The organism is Actinoplanes lutulentus (genome assembly GCF_003259845.1).
In the GTDB taxonomy this organism is placed as follows: Bacteria; Actinomycetota; Actinomycetes; order Mycobacteriales; family Micromonosporaceae; genus Actinoplanes; species Actinoplanes lutulentus.
In genome coordinates, this window is record NZ_QLMJ01000013.1 from 237981 (window position 1) to 254780 (window position 16800).

General features: G+C 68.2%; 15 protein-coding genes and 1 tRNA gene. 9 read left to right on the forward strand and 7 right to left on the reverse strand.

The window, feature by feature from the left end:
- Nucleotides 1-76 precede the first annotated feature (76 nt).
- A complete protein-coding gene (locus B0I29_RS26675) occupies nt 77-433 on the forward strand; it encodes an STAS domain-containing protein (RefSeq protein WP_111651818.1) in 357 nt (118 codons plus the stop codon).
- A gap of 145 nt (nt 434-578) precedes the next feature.
- Here the strand turns inward: B0I29_RS26675 and B0I29_RS26680 are convergent, their stop codons facing one another.
- The 3 genes from B0I29_RS26680 to B0I29_RS26690 are packed head-to-tail and all read right to left on the reverse strand — an operon-like array spanning nt 579 to nt 3207.
- On the reverse strand, nt 579-2102 hold the full coding sequence (locus B0I29_RS26680; RefSeq protein WP_446323451.1) for an MDR family MFS transporter: 1524 nt from the start codon (nt 2100-2102) through the stop codon (nt 579-581).
- A gap of 20 nt (nt 2103-2122) precedes the next feature.
- Complete coding sequence (locus B0I29_RS26685; protein WP_111651820.1) at nt 2123-2722, reverse strand: TetR/AcrR family transcriptional regulator; 600 nt, start codon at nt 2720-2722, stop codon at nt 2123-2125.
- 41 nt (nt 2723-2763) lie between these two features.
- Nucleotides 2764-3207 carry a hypothetical protein gene (locus B0I29_RS26690; protein ID WP_111651821.1) on the reverse strand — a complete coding sequence of 148 codons (444 nt, stop codon included), beginning with the start codon at nt 3205-3207 and terminating at the stop codon, nt 2764-2766.
- Between the two features lie 63 nt (nt 3208-3270).
- On the opposite strand from B0I29_RS26690, the gene B0I29_RS26695 reads away from it, so the two are divergent.
- The 4 genes from B0I29_RS26695 to B0I29_RS45300 all read left to right on the forward strand — a co-directional run bounded on the left by B0I29_RS26695 (nt 3271) and on the right by B0I29_RS45300 (nt 7749).
- Complete coding sequence (locus B0I29_RS26695; RefSeq protein ID WP_111651822.1) at nt 3271-3630, forward strand: nuclear transport factor 2 family protein; 360 nt, start codon at nt 3271-3273, stop codon at nt 3628-3630.
- Between the two features lie 114 nt (nt 3631-3744).
- On the forward strand, nt 3745-5352 hold the full coding sequence (locus B0I29_RS26700; protein ID WP_111651823.1) for a serine/threonine-protein kinase: 1608 nt from the start codon (nt 3745-3747) through the stop codon (nt 5350-5352).
- Between the two features lie 82 nt (nt 5353-5434).
- A complete protein-coding gene (locus B0I29_RS26705; protein ID WP_111651824.1) occupies nt 5435-7402 on the forward strand; it encodes a capsular polysaccharide synthesis protein in 1968 nt (655 codons plus the stop codon).
- An 89-nt stretch (nt 7403-7491) separates the two neighbouring features.
- A complete protein-coding gene (locus tag B0I29_RS45300; protein WP_146616890.1) occupies nt 7492-7749 on the forward strand; it encodes a hypothetical protein in 258 nt (85 codons plus the stop codon).
- Nucleotides 7750-7757: 8 nt separating this feature from the next.
- Here B0I29_RS45300 and B0I29_RS26710 read toward each other — a convergent pair whose 3' ends face one another.
- Nucleotides 7758-8762, reverse strand: coding sequence for a glycoside hydrolase family 18 protein (locus tag B0I29_RS26710; RefSeq protein WP_111651825.1), 1005 nt, complete (start codon nt 8760-8762; stop codon nt 7758-7760).
- A gap of 97 nt (nt 8763-8859) precedes the next feature.
- Between B0I29_RS26710 and B0I29_RS26715 the strand changes: the two genes are divergently transcribed.
- Both B0I29_RS26715 and glmS read left to right on the forward strand, forming a co-directional pair.
- Complete coding sequence (locus B0I29_RS26715) at nt 8860-11028, forward strand: bifunctional polysaccharide deacetylase/glycosyltransferase family 2 protein (RefSeq protein ID WP_181557988.1); 2169 nt, start codon at nt 8860-8862, stop codon at nt 11026-11028.
- 95 nt (nt 11029-11123) lie between these two features.
- Nucleotides 11124-12947 carry a glutamine--fructose-6-phosphate transaminase (isomerizing) gene (gene glmS / locus B0I29_RS26720; RefSeq protein ID WP_111651826.1) on the forward strand — a complete coding sequence of 608 codons (1824 nt, stop codon included), beginning with the start codon at nt 11124-11126 and terminating at the stop codon, nt 12945-12947.
- Here the strand turns inward: glmS and B0I29_RS26725 are convergent, their stop codons facing one another.
- A complete protein-coding gene (locus B0I29_RS26725; protein WP_111651827.1) occupies nt 12948-13877 on the reverse strand; it encodes an LLM class F420-dependent oxidoreductase in 930 nt (309 codons plus the stop codon). It abuts the gene before it with no gap.
- 150 nt (nt 13878-14027) lie between these two features.
- On the opposite strand from B0I29_RS26725, the gene B0I29_RS26730 reads away from it, so the two are divergent.
- Nucleotides 14028-14993 carry an ABC transporter substrate-binding protein gene (locus B0I29_RS26730; RefSeq protein ID WP_111651828.1) on the forward strand — a complete coding sequence of 322 codons (966 nt, stop codon included), beginning with the start codon at nt 14028-14030 and terminating at the stop codon, nt 14991-14993.
- Here the strand turns inward: B0I29_RS26730 and B0I29_RS26735 are convergent.
- Nucleotides 14974-15741 carry an ABC transporter ATP-binding protein gene (locus B0I29_RS26735; protein WP_111651877.1) on the reverse strand — a complete coding sequence of 256 codons (768 nt, stop codon included), beginning with the start codon at nt 15739-15741 and terminating at the stop codon, nt 14974-14976. The genes B0I29_RS26730 and B0I29_RS26735 overlap by 20 nt on opposite strands.
- A 53-nt stretch (nt 15742-15794) precedes the next feature.
- Between B0I29_RS26735 and B0I29_RS26740 the strand changes: the two genes are divergently transcribed.
- A complete protein-coding gene (locus B0I29_RS26740) occupies nt 15795-16547 on the forward strand; it encodes an ABC transporter permease (protein ID WP_111651829.1) in 753 nt (250 codons plus the stop codon).
- 159 nt (nt 16548-16706) lie between these two features.
- On the opposite strand, the gene B0I29_RS26745 is transcribed toward B0I29_RS26740, so the two are convergent.
- Nucleotides 16707-16778: transfer RNA gene (locus tag B0I29_RS26745), tRNA-Arg, on the reverse strand.
- Nucleotides 16779-16800: the final 22 nt, after the last annotated feature.

Here is a 16800-nt window from a genome sequence, read left to right on the forward strand (position 1 = left end):
CAGTTCCGTGGTCGGCGCACCGAAGTCCCGCGGAAGTCGGCGTCAGCTCCGGCTGGATGCCAGGAAGAGGGCAGCTGTGTATCTGCCGATCACGACCCGCCAGCTGGCCGACGGGACTGTCGAGATCGCACCCAGCGGTGAGATCGATCTGGACAACGCGCATGTGATGCGCGACGCGGTCAATGACGTGCTGACAGGCATGACTCCCAGCAAGATCAATCTTGATCTTCAACGGGTGATGCTGATCGACAGTATCGGGATCGGCATTCTGGTGGCCTGTTTCCATACGGCGGCCGCCAGCGGCATCAAGCTCGTGGTGAGCCACCCGAGCGCCACGGTGTACCGGCAGCTCTGGGTCTCCGGGCTGGTCGGGCTCCTGGGCTGTGCCGAGCCGCCCACCCCGCGCACCCAGGTCGGCCTGCGCCCCTCCTGACGAGGCACGCCCTCCTGAAGAGGCGCGCCCGTCCTTAGGACGAGCGCCGAAACGGCAGCAGGCCACCGCGCCCGCGGAGCGGACACGGTGGCCTCCCAGGGACAGGTTCATTCATCCCATGGGGGCGGCGGCCGACCGATTCTGGTCAGACCGCCGCGGCAGCGGACTCCTCTTCTTGCGCGCGTCGTTCCTCACCGGAGAGCGTGGACAGCGGCTTCTCCTTGATGAAGATGACCGCGATCACCGCGAGGAACGCGACCGGGGCACCCACCATGAACAGCTCGGCCGTCGCCGTGCCGTAAATCTCCTGGACCACGCTCAGCACCTCCGGCGGCAGCGTGGAGATGTCCGGCACCTGTGCGGTTCCACCTCCGGCGGCAGCGCCGAACTTCTCCGCGAACAACGCGGTGACCTTGTGGGTCAGCACCGCGCCGAGCGCGCTTACGCCGATCGAGCCGCCCATGCTGCGGAAGAAGGTCAGCGCCGACGTGGTGGCGCCGAGCTCGGCGGCGGGAACCTCGTTCTGCGCGGCGAGGATCAGGTTCTGCATGAGCATGCCGACGCCGACGCCGAGCACGGCCATGAACACCGAGATCACCGGCACGCTGGTGTGCGCGCCGATCGTGCTGAGCAGCAGCATGCCGGCGGTCATGATGATCGCGCCGGCCACCAGGAATCCCTTCCACCGGCCGTACTTGGTGATCAGCGCGCCGGCCACGGTCGACGAGATCAGCAGGCCGAAGATCATCGGGAGGCCCATCAGGCCGGCGACGGTCGGCGACTTGCCGAGCGAGATCTGGAAGTACTGGGAGAGGAAGACGGTGCCGCCGAACATGGCGACGCCGACCAGCACGCTCGCGACGATCGCGAGGGTCACCGTGCGGTGCCGGAAGATCCGGAGCGGGATGATCGGCTCCTTGGCCCGGGACTCGACCAGGACGGCGAGCGCCAGGAGCGCGAGCCCGGCGGCGACCATCGCCGCGGTCTGCCAGGACGCCCAGTCGAACTTGTCGCCGGCCAGCGTCGACCAGATCAGCAGGGTGCTGACGCCGGACGTGATGAGCAGCGCGCCGAGCCAGTCGATGCTGACCTCGCGACGGACCACCGGCAGGTGCAGCGTCTTCTGCAGCAGCGCGATGGCGATCAGGCTGAACGGCACGCCGATCAGGAAGCACCAGCGCCAGCCCAGCCAGGACGTGTCGACCAGGACGCCGCCGATCAGTGGGCCGGCGATGGTGCCGACGCCGAAGACCGCGCCGAACATGCCGGAGTACCGGCCCAGCTCGCGGGGCGGGATCATCGCGGCCATCACGATCATCGCGAGGGCCGTCATGCCGCCCGCGCCGACGCCCTGGACGGCCCGGCTGACGAGCAGGACCTCGACGTTCGGGGTGAGGCCGGCGATCAGCGAACCGGCCACGAACAGGCCGAGGGAGAGCTGGATCAGCAGCTTCTTGCTGTAGAGGTCGGCCATCTTGCCCCAGAGCGGGACGGTGGCCGTCATGGCGAGCAGCTCGGTGGTGACGATCCAGGTGTAGACGGACTGGCTGCCACCGAGGTCGGCGATGATCCGGGGCAGGGCGTTGGCGACGACGGTGGAGGCCAGGATGCTCACGAACATGCCGAGCATCAGCCCGGACAGGGCTTGCACGACCTCTCGGTGAGACATCCGTGCGGGGGTGGCGACTGTCATGCGTTCCTCGGTATGGGGGGTAGGACCAGGCCTGCGGCGAGCATGCCGAAGGCTTCGCGTACGTGGTGTTCGAGAGGGCGGGGGTCGTCGCCGGCGGCCCAGCGGATCAGTGCCACCCGCACGGCGCCGTTCGTGGCGGCGGCCACCACGGCCGGGAACGGGTGGTTCGGAGGCAGCGAGCCGCGTTCGGCGACGGCCTCGGCGAACTGCTGCTCGGCGGTGGCGGCCGCGGCGATCAGCAACGGCAGCAGCTGCGGGTTGTGCTGGATCACCCGCATCCGCAGCAGCCACAGGTCGCGGTCGTCGTCGATCTGCTGGAACACCGGGGCGAGGGCGTCGAGCAGGGCGTCCAGCAGCGACTGGTCCGCACGTGCGGCGAGCAGCTGGGCGCGCAGGTCGGTGCAGCCCTCCAGGGGGTCGCCGACGAGGGCGTCCTCCTTGGTGGCGAAGTAGTTGAAGAACGTCCGCTGCGAGACACCGGCAGCGGCGGCGATCTCGTCGACGGTCACCCGATCGGCGCCGCTCGCGTCCACCAGGCGCAATGCGGCGATGATCAGGTCGAGCCGGGTCTGCCGGCGTTTGGCCTCACGAAGCACCCGAGGAGGTTACAGAAAACTTTGCAGAAACTGCAAAGTTTTTAATCGTGGAGCTGGGCCCGCTGGATCTCGGTGAGAGCGGCGGTCAGCCAGGGCTCCACCGGGCGGCCGGCGAGCAGGTGGTTGATCAGCGCGACCGCGTGCCGGGCCAGCACGTCCGGTTTCGGGGCGGGTGAACCGTCCTCTTCGAGCACGCCGAGGGCACCGGCCAGCAGCCAGAGCACCATCTGCGGGTCGGCGGCCGGCCAGGAGCGCACGCAGCCGGCGAGCGCGGTACGCACATCGTCGGCGGTGAGCCCGTCCGGATTGCCGTCCTCCAGCAGCAGGCGGACAACCGTCCCGAGGATCAGCCCGGTCTGCGCCGAATCCTGCGCACCGAGGTCACCGCTGGGCTCGTCGCCCTCGCGAATCGCCGTGACGGCCTCGGCGGTGGCCGCCGCGATCGGCCGCGCCGGCGGCGGCAAGTGGCGCCAGCTGTTGTTCATGCGGCGACTCTACGGTCAGATGAAACGGCAGGATGAAAGGCATCGGGGGCGAGGGGAGCGGGAATGACGAACCTGGACGCGGTGACGGCCTGGGTGGACAACTACCGCAAGGCGTGGGAGTCGAACGCGCCGGACGACATCCGCGATCTCTTCGCCGACGACGCCGCGTACTTCACCGAGCCGTACGCGAAACCGTGGATCGGCCGGGAGGCGATCGTCGCCGGCTGGCTGGAGCGCCAGGACGATCCGGGCACGACCACGTTCGCCTGGCACCCGCTGATCATCACCGAGGAACTCGCGATCATCGAGGCGACGACGACCTATCCCGACCGCGTCTTCCGCAACCTCTGGGTGCTGCGCTTGGACCACACCGGGCAGGCACGCCAATTCACTGAGTGGTGGATGCAGGAGCCGTCACCCTAACGGGCGATAGCCGCCGGGTGGAAAGAGCCGGTAAGTCGTACAAACTCGAATGTGAATAGCGTTCGAGGATTCTCGGATGTGCTATTTCCCCGGCCTTTCGGCACACTGCGTCGGGTGGAGGAGGATCGGAAACTCGGCGACCGGTACCGGCTGTTGAACGAACTCGGCCGGGGCGGGATGGCCGTGGTCTGGCGCGCTCTCGACGAGGTGCTCAACCGCCCGGTGGCGGTGAAGGTGCTGGCCGGGCGATATGCGGACGACGATCGGTTCCGGGCCCGGATCCTGCACGAGGCGCGGGCGGCGGCCACCCTCTCGCATCCGAACATCGCGCAGATCTACGATTTCGGGGAATCCGACGAGAACGGTCAGCCGGTTCCGTACGTGGTCATGGAATTGATCAACGGGCCGACGCTGCAACAGCGGGTGGCGCGCGGTCCGATTCCGCCGCGGACGGTTTTCCGGATCTGCGGGGAGATCGCTGCGGCGCTCGCGGTGGCGCACGCCGACGGGCTCGTTCACCGCGACATCAAGCTCGCGAACGTCATGGTCACCCCGTCCGGCGCGAAGGTGGTGGACTTCGGCATCGCCGCGGTCGTCGGTCCCGCCTCGCCCGAGGACGCGCTGCTCGGCACGCCCGCGTACCTCGCGCCGGAACGTCTCACCGGCGGCGCGATCGAGCCGGCCTCGGACATGTACGCGCTCGGTGTACTGCTTTACCGCCTGCTCGCCGGCATCGCGCCGTGGAGCGTGGAGACCACCACGCAGATGCTCAGCGCGCACGTCTATCTGGAGCCGGACCCGCTGCCGCCGGTGCCCGGCGTCCCGGACGCGATCGCCGACCTGGTCGACCGCTGCCTCGCGAAGAATCCCGCCGATCGTCCGGACGCGGCCGAGGTCTCCGCCCTGCTGGGCGACGCGGCCGAGGCCGCGACCGCTTCAAAGATCAACATCCCGGGGGTACGCGAGGAGCAGGCGGCTCCCCAGGTTCCCGGCGTGCCGGTCGTACCAGGATCGGGTGCGGCTTTCGACGGCGCGACGATGCTGCGGGAGGCCACGGTCCCGGTGACCCGTCCGTCCTCCACGGGCGCCCCGGCTGCGAGCGGCAGTGCTGGTGTCGATGCGGGTGGGCTTTCTTCCGTACCCCAGTGGTGGAAGCGCAAGAAAGTCCTGGCCGGCGGCGGGGTCGCGGCCGTGCTCATCGCCCTGGCTTTCCTCTGGCCGGAAGCCGAAGGCGAACCGGAAGCCGCGCCTGGCGCGGTTGTCCCCCCATCGGCGTCACCGAGCGTGACCTCCGCATCGCCCGGTGGACGCGGCGTCACCAGGCCCGCCGCGCCCGTGATCGTGCCCGGCAGGGTGCCCGCGTCGGTCGGCTCGGTGGGCCCGGCGGCGTCCGGAACGCTTCCGTCGGTGCCCGCGCCGGCGCCCTCCGGCGAGGTGATCTCGCCGTCGCCGAGCCCGAGCGAGAGCGAGCCGGCGCCCATCGAGGAGCCCGCGCCCGACGGCACCCGGTTGGAGTCGCCGGGCGGCACGGTGCTCGCGCGATGCGTCGAGGACGGCGCCGAGTTGCTCGACTGGGAGCCGAACGAGGGATTCGCCGTGGACAGCGTCGATTCCGGGCCCGCCCTGACCACCGCGGTGGTGTTCAAGAGCGAGCGGGCGCGGTACCGGATGACGGTCACCTGCTTCGGTGATCGGCCGTCCGCGGTGGTGCTTCCCCTGTGATGAGACCCGTTCGGATTCGCCGTCACGCTGCGTGGGCACACTGGCTAGACTGGCCCGTCACGGCCGGGCGAAAGGGACATCGATGACGGCGACCGCTAATACGCTCAGAAGCAGCCTCGGCCGGGTGCGGGCCGCGGCTCGCCGCCGGCTGCGTCCCACCCCGCCCCCACCGCCGGTCGTCGCGCCGTCCGTCGTCAACCTGGTGCCCGACCCCGGGTTCCGGGGCGCGCCGGACCGGCCGTTCGAGGCCGGCGGCGTTTATGTGCACTCCCACAACTCATGCGAGTTCGCCGAGGTGCCGGGCCTGGCCGGGGTGCGCGGCGCCCGGGTCGAGGGCGTCGGCGCCAACAACGACACACACATCGCGCCGGGCGGGCGCAACGCGGCCGGCGAGTTCCGGCTCGGCCTGCGCCCCGGCGGCACCTACACGGCGAGCATCTCGGTCTTCCTGCCGGAACCGCTCACCGGCACGCTGAACGCGGCGGCGCTGCGGCTGGTTCCCGGCTGCATCGTCGACGAGGCGGTGAAGTGGACTCTCGCCCAGTCCGCTCCGGCCCGCAACGAGTTCGGCCACCACCGGATCAGCGTCACCTTCACGATCCCGGCGGAGGCGAAAGCCGCCTGGATCCGGCTGCACAGCGGCATGTCCGCCGGCAACGGCGTCGTCTACTGGTACGACTACTCGCTCACCGAGACGCCGGTGGCGGTGGACCACTTCGACGGCTCGACCCCGGCCACCGACTTCCACGTCTTCGAGTGGACCGGTGAGCCGGACTCGTCGCCGTCCCGCCGCACCCTGCAGGTCTCGCTGGAGGCCGCGTCCGCCGAGATCGCCGCGGAAGCGGTCCGGCTGGCCCGGGCCGGCGTCACCGACGAGGCTGCCTTCCTGCGCAAGCAGGTCAGCGGCGACAAGCTGACGACCGCGCGGATCGCGCTGGCCGCCGACGACCAGGAGGCCGCGCTCAAGGCGCTGCGCAAGGTGGTCAAGGCCGGCGACCCGGACGGCTCCGCCGCGTACGAGCTCGGGCGGCTCGCGCTCGCCGACCACAAGTGGGCGGCCGCCGAGAAACTGCTGCGTACCGCTGTCACGAAGCAGCCCGAGGCGTACGAGCGGGGGTACGCGCTGGCGTTCGCGTACGACAAGCTGAAGCGCCGCGAGGACAGCAAGCGCACCACCCGGGCGGCGCTGGCGCACGACACGAAGCTGCCGTTCGACGGGCCGGCCGTGCTCGACCTCGACGTGAAGTCCTACGGCGCACGCCGTGAGCTGGGCGTCTTCATCGCGGAGAACCTCGGCCAGATCCGTACCCAGGCCGAGCAGCGGCTGGCCCGGCCGGTGGTCAGCTCGTTCGACCAGCCGATCTTCGTGTACTGGGCGCAGGGCTTCGAGTCGGCGCCGCCGGTGGTCCGGGCCTGCCTCGACGCGCTGCGGGCGAACAACCCGGCCAGCCGGGTGCACGAGCTGACCGACGCCAACATCGCCGCGTACGTGGACGTGCCGGCTGATCTGCTGGACGCGCTGGACGGCAACCGGACGCACTTCTCCGATCTGCTGCGGCTGCTGCTGCTGGAGAAGTTCGGCGGGATCTGGGTGGACGGGACCTGCCTGGTCTCCGAGCCGCTGCGCCCGCACATCACCCGGGCGCTGGAGCAGAGCAGTCTGTTCGCGTTCAACTACACCGGGCCGTACATCTCCAGTTGGTTCCTCGCCGCCCAGCCCGGCAGTTATGCCGTGCACCTGTGGCGGGCCGCCTGTTTCCTGTGGTGGGAAAAGCGCGGCGAACTTATCGACTATTTCCTCATGCATCATGTCTTCGAGATGCTTTATCACCTCGACGACCATTTCCGCGCCGATTGGGAAGCCGGGCTGCGGCTCAATTCGAAACCGCCCCATGCGTTGCAGAGCGTGATGCTCGACGCGTACGACCCGGATGAGTACCAGACGGTGATCGAGGGCGCTTTCGCGCACAAGCTACGGTACAAGTACCAAGCTCACGAGCTGCGCAGTGAGTCGTACCTGGCCCGCGTGATCCGCGGTGACCTTCCGTAATTGCATTCTTGCTAATTGTCAGTTTTTACACAGAGTTAATTGTGAGCGCGCATAGGAAACTCGTAGGTTGAATTCCTAATGTGTTTCTCATGCAAAAAGTAATACGTAGTGCGGTCGCGCCCGTGGAAGAGGCGGCAGGAGTTCAGGTATTCGTCGATTCCACGGGGCGCCGTAAGAGGCTGCTCGCGGTTCTCGGATTTTTCGTGGCGTTGTTCGCGGCGATCTACATCGGGGTGGTCGGCGCGAGCGTGGTGCAGGCCGCGGATTCCGGATTGTCGACGAAGGCGTCGGTGTCCACGTCCGCCACGGCGTCGGCGTCAGCGTCGGCCTCTTCCAGCTCTTCCTGATTTATCCGTTATTTACTGAAATCTACGAACAGTTTGGTGAATGCGTAGGCGTCCTGCGTGATTCCGCTGCACGCCGCCTCCACCTCGCCGGTCGCGCAATCCCCGTTGTCGCGGTTGACCGACCAGAACCGGACGAAACCCAGCCCCTTCTCCTCGGCGTAGTCGAGCAACGTCTGGGCGTCCGAAGTCTCCGTGATCGGCCCGGTGTCATTGACCCCGATCATCGGCGTGACGCCGAGCATCGCGTACGCCTCGGTGTCGCTGAGGTCCGTCCAGACCGACTTGACGTCCGCGACCACCGCCTCGGTGGCCGTGGTCATCGACGTGCCCCAGTCGTCCTCCTCGGTGAAGTTCATCGTCATGGCGTTGACCGTGACGTCCAGACCGGCGTCCTTCGCGCTCTGCAACAGGGCGGTGCTGGTGTCGGTCAGCCCGAGCACGGTCCCGCCGACCGGGACGGTCAGCGTGATCGCAGTGCCGCGATCCGCCTGGAGCGTGCTGAGCGCCTGGGTCACCGTCGCTGCGGTGATCGTCTGTTCGATGTCCACGTCGAGGGCGTTGCTGCCGGCCGCGTCCAGCGCTGACGCGTACGCGGTGGCCAGCTCGTCCGCCGCGCAGACGCTCTCCAGATAGGTGCCGGTGGCCCCGCCGGTGGAGACGACAGTGTCGCCGTCCAGCGCCGTGATCTTCGCGATCGCGGCCTGGACGGTGCTGTCGTTGATGGCCTTGGTGCCGCCCCAGGTCGCGGTGCACGAGCCGGCGCTGTCGGCCAGCACGAATGCGATCGTGAAGTCCTTCTGCCCGGTCTGCTCGTTCACCTCGTCGACGTCCACCGTGCCGCTCACGATGTCGATGTACGGCGCGACGTCCGGCGTCTCGGTGGTGGCCGACGTGCTCGCCGCGACGGTGGGTGAGGTGCTTGCCGTCGTGTCGGCCGCGTCCTCATCCCCGGAACAGCCGCTGGTGAGCAACAGGACAGAGGCTGTCAGTCCGGCGAGACGTTTGTGCTGCACCTTGGCACTATCCCGCACTCCCCGTGCCGAATTCCGGTGCTCAGCGAATCCCGTTTGCGGCCGATATGGGCTTTGAGCCAGGTCTACGGCAAGGGGGATGTCGGTGTCCGTCGAGACGCGTCCAGCGCCTGCCCGGCGGCGAATCCCGGTGCCCCGCCCGCGCTGGATCGTCCTCACCGTAGTGCTCGTCCTCTTCGCCAGCCTGCTGCTGGTGAACGGCATCGTGCAGGGCGAGTTCGCCCAGGACGGCGCTGTCGAGTCCACCTCGGAAACCGACCAGGTCCCGGACGAGGCGCTGACCGGCGGCCCGATCATCCAGACCGACGGCGAGACCACGACGACCGTGGACGCCGGCGATTACCAGATCGTGCTGACCTTCGACGACGGCCCGAGCCCGGAGTACACCCCGGAGATCCTCGACGTCCTGGCCGAGTACGACGTCCCCGGGACGTTCTTCATGATCGGCGCGGAGATCAGCAAGTATCCGGGCCTGACGAAGGAGGTCCTGGACGGCGGCCACGAGATCGGCATCCACACCTTCACCCACCCGGACATGTCGACGAAGAACGACTGGCGTCGCTCGGTGGAAATGCAGGAGACCCAGTACGCCCTGGCCGGCGCGGCCGGGGTGACCAGCGTGATCTTCCGGCCGCCGTACTCGTCGACGGTGGCGGCGCTGGACAACACGAACTGGGCCGTGATGGAGGAGATGGGCGAGCGCGGCTATCTCACCGTCGTCAACGACCTGGACAGCCGTGACTGGGAAGAGGAGGTCACGAACGACGACATCGTCGAGGCGGTGACCCCGGACGACGGCGCCGGCGCGGTCCTGCTCTTCCACGACGGCGGCGGCAACCGATCCAAGACCGCGGCGGCCTTGCGGACGGTCATCCCCACGCTGAAGGACGCCGGGTACACGTTCACCACGGTCTCCGCGCTGACCGGGATGAACACCGTGAACCCGGCGGCCACCACCGAGGAGTGGGTGCTCGGTCTCGGCATCGTCAGCGCCGTGCAGGTCGCCACCAACGCGACCGTCTGGTTCTCCATGCTGCTGCTGGTCCTCGGTGTGATCACCGTGCTGCGCCTGGTGCTGATGCTGGTCCTCGGGCGGCGGCACGCCCGGCGATATCGGGGTGGGGACGCGGTCTGGGGGCAGCCGTACACCGAGCCGGTCACCGTGATCGTTCCGGCGTACAACGAGAAGGAATGCATCGCCGACACCCTGCGGTCGCTGGTGGCGAGCACCCATCCGATCCGGGTCGTCGTCATCGACGACGGGTCGGACGACGGCACCGCCGAGATCGCCGAGGCGCTCGGGTACGAGAACGTCACAGTGGTCCGCCAGCCGAACGGCGGCAAGTCGACGGCACTCAACAACGGCATCGCCCACGCGAGCACCGAAGTGGTCGTGATGATGGACGGCGACACGGTCTTCGAGCCGGACACCGTACGCCTTCTCGTGCAGCCGTTCGCCAGCGCGGAGATCGGCGCGGTGGCCGGCAACGCGAAGGTCGCCAACCGGAACACCATGATCGCGATCTGGCAGCACATCGAGTACGTCGTCGGCTTCAGCATCGACCGCCGCGCGTACGACGTGATGCGCTGCATGGCGACCGTCCCGGGTGCCATCGGCGCTTTCCGCCGCGAGGCGTTGCAGCAGGTCAACGGCCTGTCCGACGACACCCTGGCGGAGGACACCGACCTCACCATCGCCATCATCCGGGCCGGCTGGCGGGTCGTCTACGAGGAGCGGGCCCGGGCCTGGACCGAGGCGCCGTCAACCATGTCGCAGCTCTGGCGCCAGCGGTACCGGTGGAGCTACGGCACCATGCAGGCGATGTGGAAGCACCGCCGGGCGCTGTTCGAGAAGGGCGCCGGTGGCAAGTTCGGCCGCCGCGGCCTGCTCAACCTGGCCGTGTTCCAGACGCTGCTGCCGCTGCTCTCCCCGCTGATCGACGTGTTCCTGGTCTACGGCCTGATCTTCCTGGACCCGGTGACCACGGTGATCGCCTGGCTCAGCATGCTCGGCGTCCAGCTGATCAGCACCGTGTACGCGTTCCGCCTCGACCACGAGTCGCTGAAACCGCTCTGGCGGCTGCCGTTGCAGCAGTTCGTCTACCGGCAGCTGATGTACCTCGTGCTGATCCAGTCGGTGCTCGCGGCGGTCGGCGGCATCCGCCTCGGATGGCAGAAGCTGCGGCGGACGGGCGGCCTGAACGCGCTGATGGGGTCGCGCCTGCCCACCGGAGACGGACCCTCCTGACGAGGGTTTTAGATCCTTATGGGCTGAATTATTCTGGGCTGATCCACGGATTTCGCACAGCGAATCCAGCCCCCAGCGTTTCTACCTTTGCTGGCATGTGCGGAATCGTGGGATACGCCGGCGGACGACCGGCCCTTGACATCGTGATGGACGGACTGCGGCGCCTGGAGTACCGCGGATACGACTCGGCGGGCGTCGCCATCGTCGACGCCATCTCCGGCCTGGCCGTGGAGAAAGCGGCCGGGAAGCTGATCAACCTGGAGAAGGCGCTCGCCGAGCGGATCGACACCGGGTTCGACATCGGGATGACCGGAATCGGTCACACCCGCTGGGCAACGCACGGCGGACCGACCGATCGGAACGCCCACCCGCACGTCTCGGCCGACGGCCGGGTCGCGGTGATCCACAATGGGATCATCGAGAACTTCGCCGCCCTGCGCGCGTCGCTGGAGGCGGACGGCGTGGAGTTCCGCAGCGACACCGACACCGAGGTGGCCGCTCACCTGATGGCCGCCGAGATGCGCGCGCTGCGCGGATCTCTGGAGGGGCCCGCTCTGCTCGCTGAGGCCATGCGTCTCGTGGCGCGCCGGCTCGAAGGCGCGTTCACGCTGCTCGCGGTCTCGCCCGACGTCCCGGACGCGGTGGTCGCCGCCCGGCGGAACTCGCCGCTCGTGGTCGGCCGGGGCAAGGGGGAGAACTTCCTGGCCAGCGACGTCTCGGCGTTCATGGAACACACCCGGGAGGCGATCGAGCTGGGCCAGGACCAGGTCGTGCTGATCACCCCGGAGTCGGTGGAGATCACCGGGTTCGACGGCTCGCCGGCGACCGGAACCGCGTTCGTCGTCGACTGGGACGTCGCGGCCGCGACCAAGGGTGGCTACGACTTCTACATGCTCAAGGAGATCGCCGAGCAGCCGCAGGCGGTCGCCGACACGCTGCTGTCCCGCTTTCCCGATCTTTCTCTCGACGAGGTGCGGAAGGTCGTGATCATCGCCTGCGGCACGGCCTATCACGCCGGGATGATCGCCGGATATGCCATCGAGCAGTGGGCGCGCATTCCGTGCGACGTCGAGCTCGCCAGCGAGTTCCGGTACAAGGACCCGATCCTGGACGCCTCGACTCTGGTGATCGCTATCAGTCAGTCCGGCGAAACCATGGACACGCTCATGGCGCTGCGGCACGCCAAGGCGCAGGGCGCGCGGGTGCTGGCGATCTGCAACACCAACGGCTCGACGATCCCGCGTGAGTCGGATGCGGTGCTCTACACGCACGGCGGGCCGGAGATCGCTGTCGCCTCGACGAAGGCGTTCCTCACCCAGCTCGTCGCGTGTTACCAGGTGGGTCTGCGATTGGGTGCTGCGCGCGGTTTTTCGCACGCTGATGTGACGGCGGCTCTCCGCGCGGTTCCGGACCAGCTGCGTGCTCTGCTGACGCGTACCGATGAGATCCGGGAACTGGCCTATGACCTCGCGACCGCGCGGCAGGTGCTCTTCATCGGGCGGCACGTCGGATATCCGGTGGCTCTCGAAGGCGCTCTGAAGCTCAAGGAGCTCGCCTACATGCACGCCGAGGGGTTCGCGGCCGGCGAGCTCAAGCACGGGCCGATCGCGCTGATCGACGAGGGCACGCCGGTGATCTGCGTGCTGCCGGCTCCCGGTGACCCTCTCCACGGCAAGGTTGTCTCGAACATCCAGGAGGTGCGGGCCCGTGGCGCGCGGACCATCGTGATCGCCGAGGAGGGCGACGAGACCATCGTGCCGTTCGCTGACGACGTGATCCGGGTGCCGGTCACACCGGCGTTGCTCGCTCCGCTGATGACGACCGTACCCATGCAGATCTTGGCTTGTGAGATCGCTGCGGCTCGGGGGCACGACGTCGATCAGCCCCGGAACCTGGCGAAATCGGTGACGGTCGAGTAGCTATGTCAGTCGCGGCAGAACCTCGGCGGCCAGCAGATCCAGGTGGTCCAGGTCGTCGAGGTCCCGCATCCGGATGTAGATCCGGGTGGCGCCGATCGCCGCGTACTGCTCGATCTGCTCGACGACCTGCGCCGGCGTGCCGGTGATGGTCGGTTCGTCGGGCAGCGCGGACGCTTCGTGCATGGTGGACAGCCGGTTCCGCGCCTCGGCCTCGGTGCGGCCGCACGCCACCGCCATGCCGATCGACAGCGTCAGCGGCCTGGTCCGGCCCTGCTTCTCGCAGGCTTCGCGGACCCGGTCGTAAAGAACCTCGCTCTGGTCCAGCCGGGTGAACGGCAGGTTGAACTCGTCGGCGAACCGCGCGGCCAGCTCCGGGGTGCGTCGCTTGCCGCGCCCGCCGAGGATCACCGGCGGGCCGGGCTGCTGGACCGGCTTCGGCAGGGCGGGCGCCTCGTCGAGGCGATAGAGCCGGCCCTGGTGCGAGAAACGTTCGCCCACCGGCGTGGACCACAGCCCGGTGATCACTTCGAGCTGCTCCTCCAGCACGTCGAATCGCTCGCGCGGTGTGCCGAACTCGATTCCGTACGCGGAGTGCTCCCGACCGAACCATCCGGCGCCGAGACCGAAATCGATCCGTCCGCCGCTCATCTGGTCGACCTGCGCGACGCTGATCGCGGTGACCGCGGGGTGCCGGAAGGTGGCGCAGGTCAGCAGTGTGCCGAGCCGGATGGTGGTGGTCTCGCGGGCCATCGCGCCCAGTGTCACCCAGGAGTCGGTCGGGCCGGGGAAGCCGTCCGAAGCGTGCATCGGCAGATAGTGATCAGCCCGGAAGAAGCCCTCGTAACCGGCTGCCTCGGCGTGGAGCGCGGCACGCAGCAACTGGTCGTAGGTGGCCCCGCGGTGTGGCTCGGTGAAGATGCAGACCCGCATGGCCGGAGAGGTTAGCCGGAATCATGGCCGTCTCGGTAGTTGCTGCCTGCCTGACCGTTTCGTTGCCTTTTCGTAACCTGGAGAGCGCTCACAGTTATCGATGTCTCCGTAGTCTGTCCCTTCTCTTCTCTTGATCCGGGGGATTGATAGATGCGGATTGTTGCGGCGGTCCTGACCACTCTCGCGCTGGTGGGTTGTTCCTCCTCGGCGCCGGACTCGTCGGCTGACCTCACCGAGGTCAAATACCTGACGGCGTTCAACGCGTTCGGCCGCGAGGCGTACGCGTTCGTCGCAGACGAAAAGGGCTACTTCGCCGAACAGGGTCTGGACGTCGAGATCTCGATCGGCACCGGGTCGGGGGAGAACATGGCCGCGCTGGCCTCCGGCGCCGCCGACTTCGCCCCGGTGGACTCGACCGGATACATCCTGACCAAGGCGACCGGCAAGGTCACCGGGATCACCGCGGTCAGCGCCGTGCAGCAGAAGTCGATGGTCGGCTTCATGACCCTCGACGGGTACGGCATCACCACCCCGAAAGACCTCGAAGGCCGGGTGATGGGCGACCAGTCGGGCGCCACCACGACGCTGCTCTTCCCGACGTACGCGAAGCTCGCCGGCATCGACGCGAGCAAGGTGGAGATCGTCCCGGTCAACGCGGGCGAGCTGGCCGGCGCGCTGGCCGCCAAGAAGGTCGACGTGATCGGCCAATTCGTGGTCGGCAAACCGCTGATCGAAAAAGCCGCCGGCGGCAAGGCCGCGATCTCGCTGCCGTTCAGCGACGTCATCACCGACCTCTACGGAAACGTCCTGCTGACCTCGGAAAAGACCGACCCCGCCCTCTCCGCCAAGTTCAACACCGCACTGATCAAAGGCCTTGAGTACGCCATAACGAACCCCGTCGAAGCCGGTCAGATCCTGAACAAGGCGCAGCCCGAGACGGACGCCGCGGTCGCCGCCAAGGAACTCGAGATCATGGCGCCGTACGCCCGCGGTGAGGGCGCGAAGCTCGGTGAGATCGACAACGAGCGGGTGTCCCGGGTCATCGAGATCCTGACCGACGCCGGCTCGATCCCGGCCGGGAAGAAGCCGGCGGAGTTCATCCAGCCGGTTGCGTGATCGTCTCGTCGGTGTTCTGCATCAGCAGCTCGTGAAGCCGGGCGGAACAGCGCGCCAGCTCCTCGGTGTGCTCGTTCTGCCCGAGGCTGCGCGGCCGGGGCACGCCGATCTCCACGATCTCCGCGATCCGCCCGGGCCGCGGGCTCAGCACGACGACCCGGTCGGCGAGCAGCACCGCCTCGTCGATCGAGTGGGTCACGAAGATCGTGGTGGTCCGCTCCCGGGCGTGGATGCGCTGCAACTCGACGGTGAGCTCCTCGCGGGTCAGCGCGTCCAGCGCCGAGAACGGCTCGTCCATCAGCATCACTTTCGGCCGCTGGATGAGTGCCCGGCAGAGCGAGACCCGCTGCTGCATGCCGCCGGAGAGCTCGTGCGGCATCTGCTTCTCGAACCCCGCGAGGCCGGCCGTGTCGAGCAGCTCACGAGCCTTCGCCACGTGCTGTTTCCGCTTCCACCCGAAGATCTCCACCGGGAAGAGGACGTTGCTCAGCACGTTGCGCCAGGGCAGCAGGGCGGGCCGCTGGAACTGCATGGCGATCTCTCGCCGGGTCGCGTTGACCCGCACTTTTCCACCGGTTGGTTCGAGCAGTCCGGCGACGAGGCGCAGCAGCGTGGACTTGCCGCAGCCGGACCGGCCGACCACCGCCACGAACTCGCCCTCGTCGACCTGGAGGTCGATGCCACTCAGCGCCTGCACGGTGCCCCGGCGGCCGGAGAAGGTGCGCGAGACGCCGTCGAGCTGGATCATCGGGCTCCCCTGTTCGTCCACATCGAACACTTAGCATAAGGATCAATGTCACGATGGTCGCGGTAGCTCTGCCCGTCCTCTTCCTGCTGACCCTGATCGGCGCCTGGTACCTGCTGGTCCGGCTCTACGACGTGCCGCCGCAGGTGGTGCCCTCACCCGAGACGGTCGGCAGCGAGCTGGTCCGGCTGCCCGAATACCTGGCGACCCAGTCCTGGTACACCCTCCGCGAGGTCTGGGCCGGCTTCGCCATCGCCGTGGTCATCGGCGTGGCCCTGGCCCTGGCGATCTCCGCGTCCCGCGTCGTCGACCAGGCCGTCTCCCCGATCCTGGTCGGCTTCAACGCCATCCCGAAGATCGCGATCGGCCCGATGCTGGTGATGTGGTTCGGCTTCGGCATGCAACCCAAGATCTTCGTCGTGGTGCTGCTCTGCTTCTTCCCGATCGTCCTGTCCACCGTGGCCGGCCTCCGCTCCACCCCGGCCGACCTGATCGAGCTGACCCGCTCGCTGGACGCCTCGCGCGTGAAGACCTTCCTGAAAGTGCGCGTCCCGTGGGCGCTCCCGCAGTTCTTCACCGGCCTGAAGCTGGCCATTTCCCTGGCCTTCGTGGGAGCGGTGGTAGGCGAATTCATCGGCGGCGGCCGAGACGGAATCGGCTACGTCATCGTGGCGGCAAAGGCCAACATCCAGACCGGCCTGGCCTTCGCCGGCATTTTCCTGCTGGCCCTGATGAGCATCGCTTCTTATTACGCGCTGGTAGCCCTAGAGCGCCTGTTACTGCCTTGGTCCCGAGAAACAACCTCGTAGGCGAAAGCGCATGCTCCAGGCGTACCAAAGGGGAAGCGCAAGAAAAAGGCGAAAGCGCGCCCACCGCAACGTGGGGGGTTCGGGGGGCTCGGCCCCCCGGCAGACAAAACGAGGCGGCCCGGTTGGCGCTTTCCGCCAACACAAACCGCCTCCGACTCGTGCCCCCGGCAGGATTCGAACCTGCGCTTTCGCCTCCGGAGGGCGACGCTCTATCCCCTGAGCTACGGGGGCCCAGTGATTAAGGAGCCTAGCA

Excerpts from the sequence above, each read along its gene's own strand:
- B0I29_RS26735 (WP_111651877.1), bottom strand. The coding sequence starts at position 15,741 with ATGATCCAGCTCGACGGCGTCTCGCGCACCTTCTCCGGCCGCCGGGGC.
- B0I29_RS26680 (WP_446323451.1), bottom strand. The coding sequence starts at position 2,102 with ATGTCTCACCGAGAGGTCGTGCAAGCCCTGTCCGGGCTGATGCTCGGC.
- B0I29_RS26730 (WP_111651828.1), top strand. The coding sequence starts at position 14,028 with ATGCGGATTGTTGCGGCGGTCCTGACCACTCTCGCGCTGGTGGGTTGT.
- B0I29_RS26715 (WP_181557988.1), top strand. The coding sequence starts at position 8,860 with ATGTCGGTGTCCGTCGAGACGCGTCCAGCGCCTGCCCGGCGGCGAATC.
- glmS (WP_111651826.1), top strand. The coding sequence starts at position 11,124 with ATGTGCGGAATCGTGGGATACGCCGGCGGACGACCGGCCCTTGACATC.
- B0I29_RS26705 (WP_111651824.1), top strand. The coding sequence starts at position 5,435 with ATGACGGCGACCGCTAATACGCTCAGAAGCAGCCTCGGCCGGGTGCGG.
- B0I29_RS26690 (WP_111651821.1), bottom strand. The coding sequence starts at position 3,207 with ATGAACAACAGCTGGCGCCACTTGCCGCCGCCGGCGCGGCCGATCGCG.
- B0I29_RS26725 (WP_111651827.1), bottom strand. The coding sequence starts at position 13,877 with ATGCGGGTCTGCATCTTCACCGAGCCACACCGCGGGGCCACCTACGAC.
- B0I29_RS26695 (WP_111651822.1), top strand. The coding sequence starts at position 3,271 with ATGACGAACCTGGACGCGGTGACGGCCTGGGTGGACAACTACCGCAAG.
- B0I29_RS26740 (WP_111651829.1), top strand. The coding sequence starts at position 15,795 with ATGGTCGCGGTAGCTCTGCCCGTCCTCTTCCTGCTGACCCTGATCGGC.
- B0I29_RS45300 (WP_146616890.1), top strand. The coding sequence starts at position 7,492 with ATGCAAAAAGTAATACGTAGTGCGGTCGCGCCCGTGGAAGAGGCGGCA.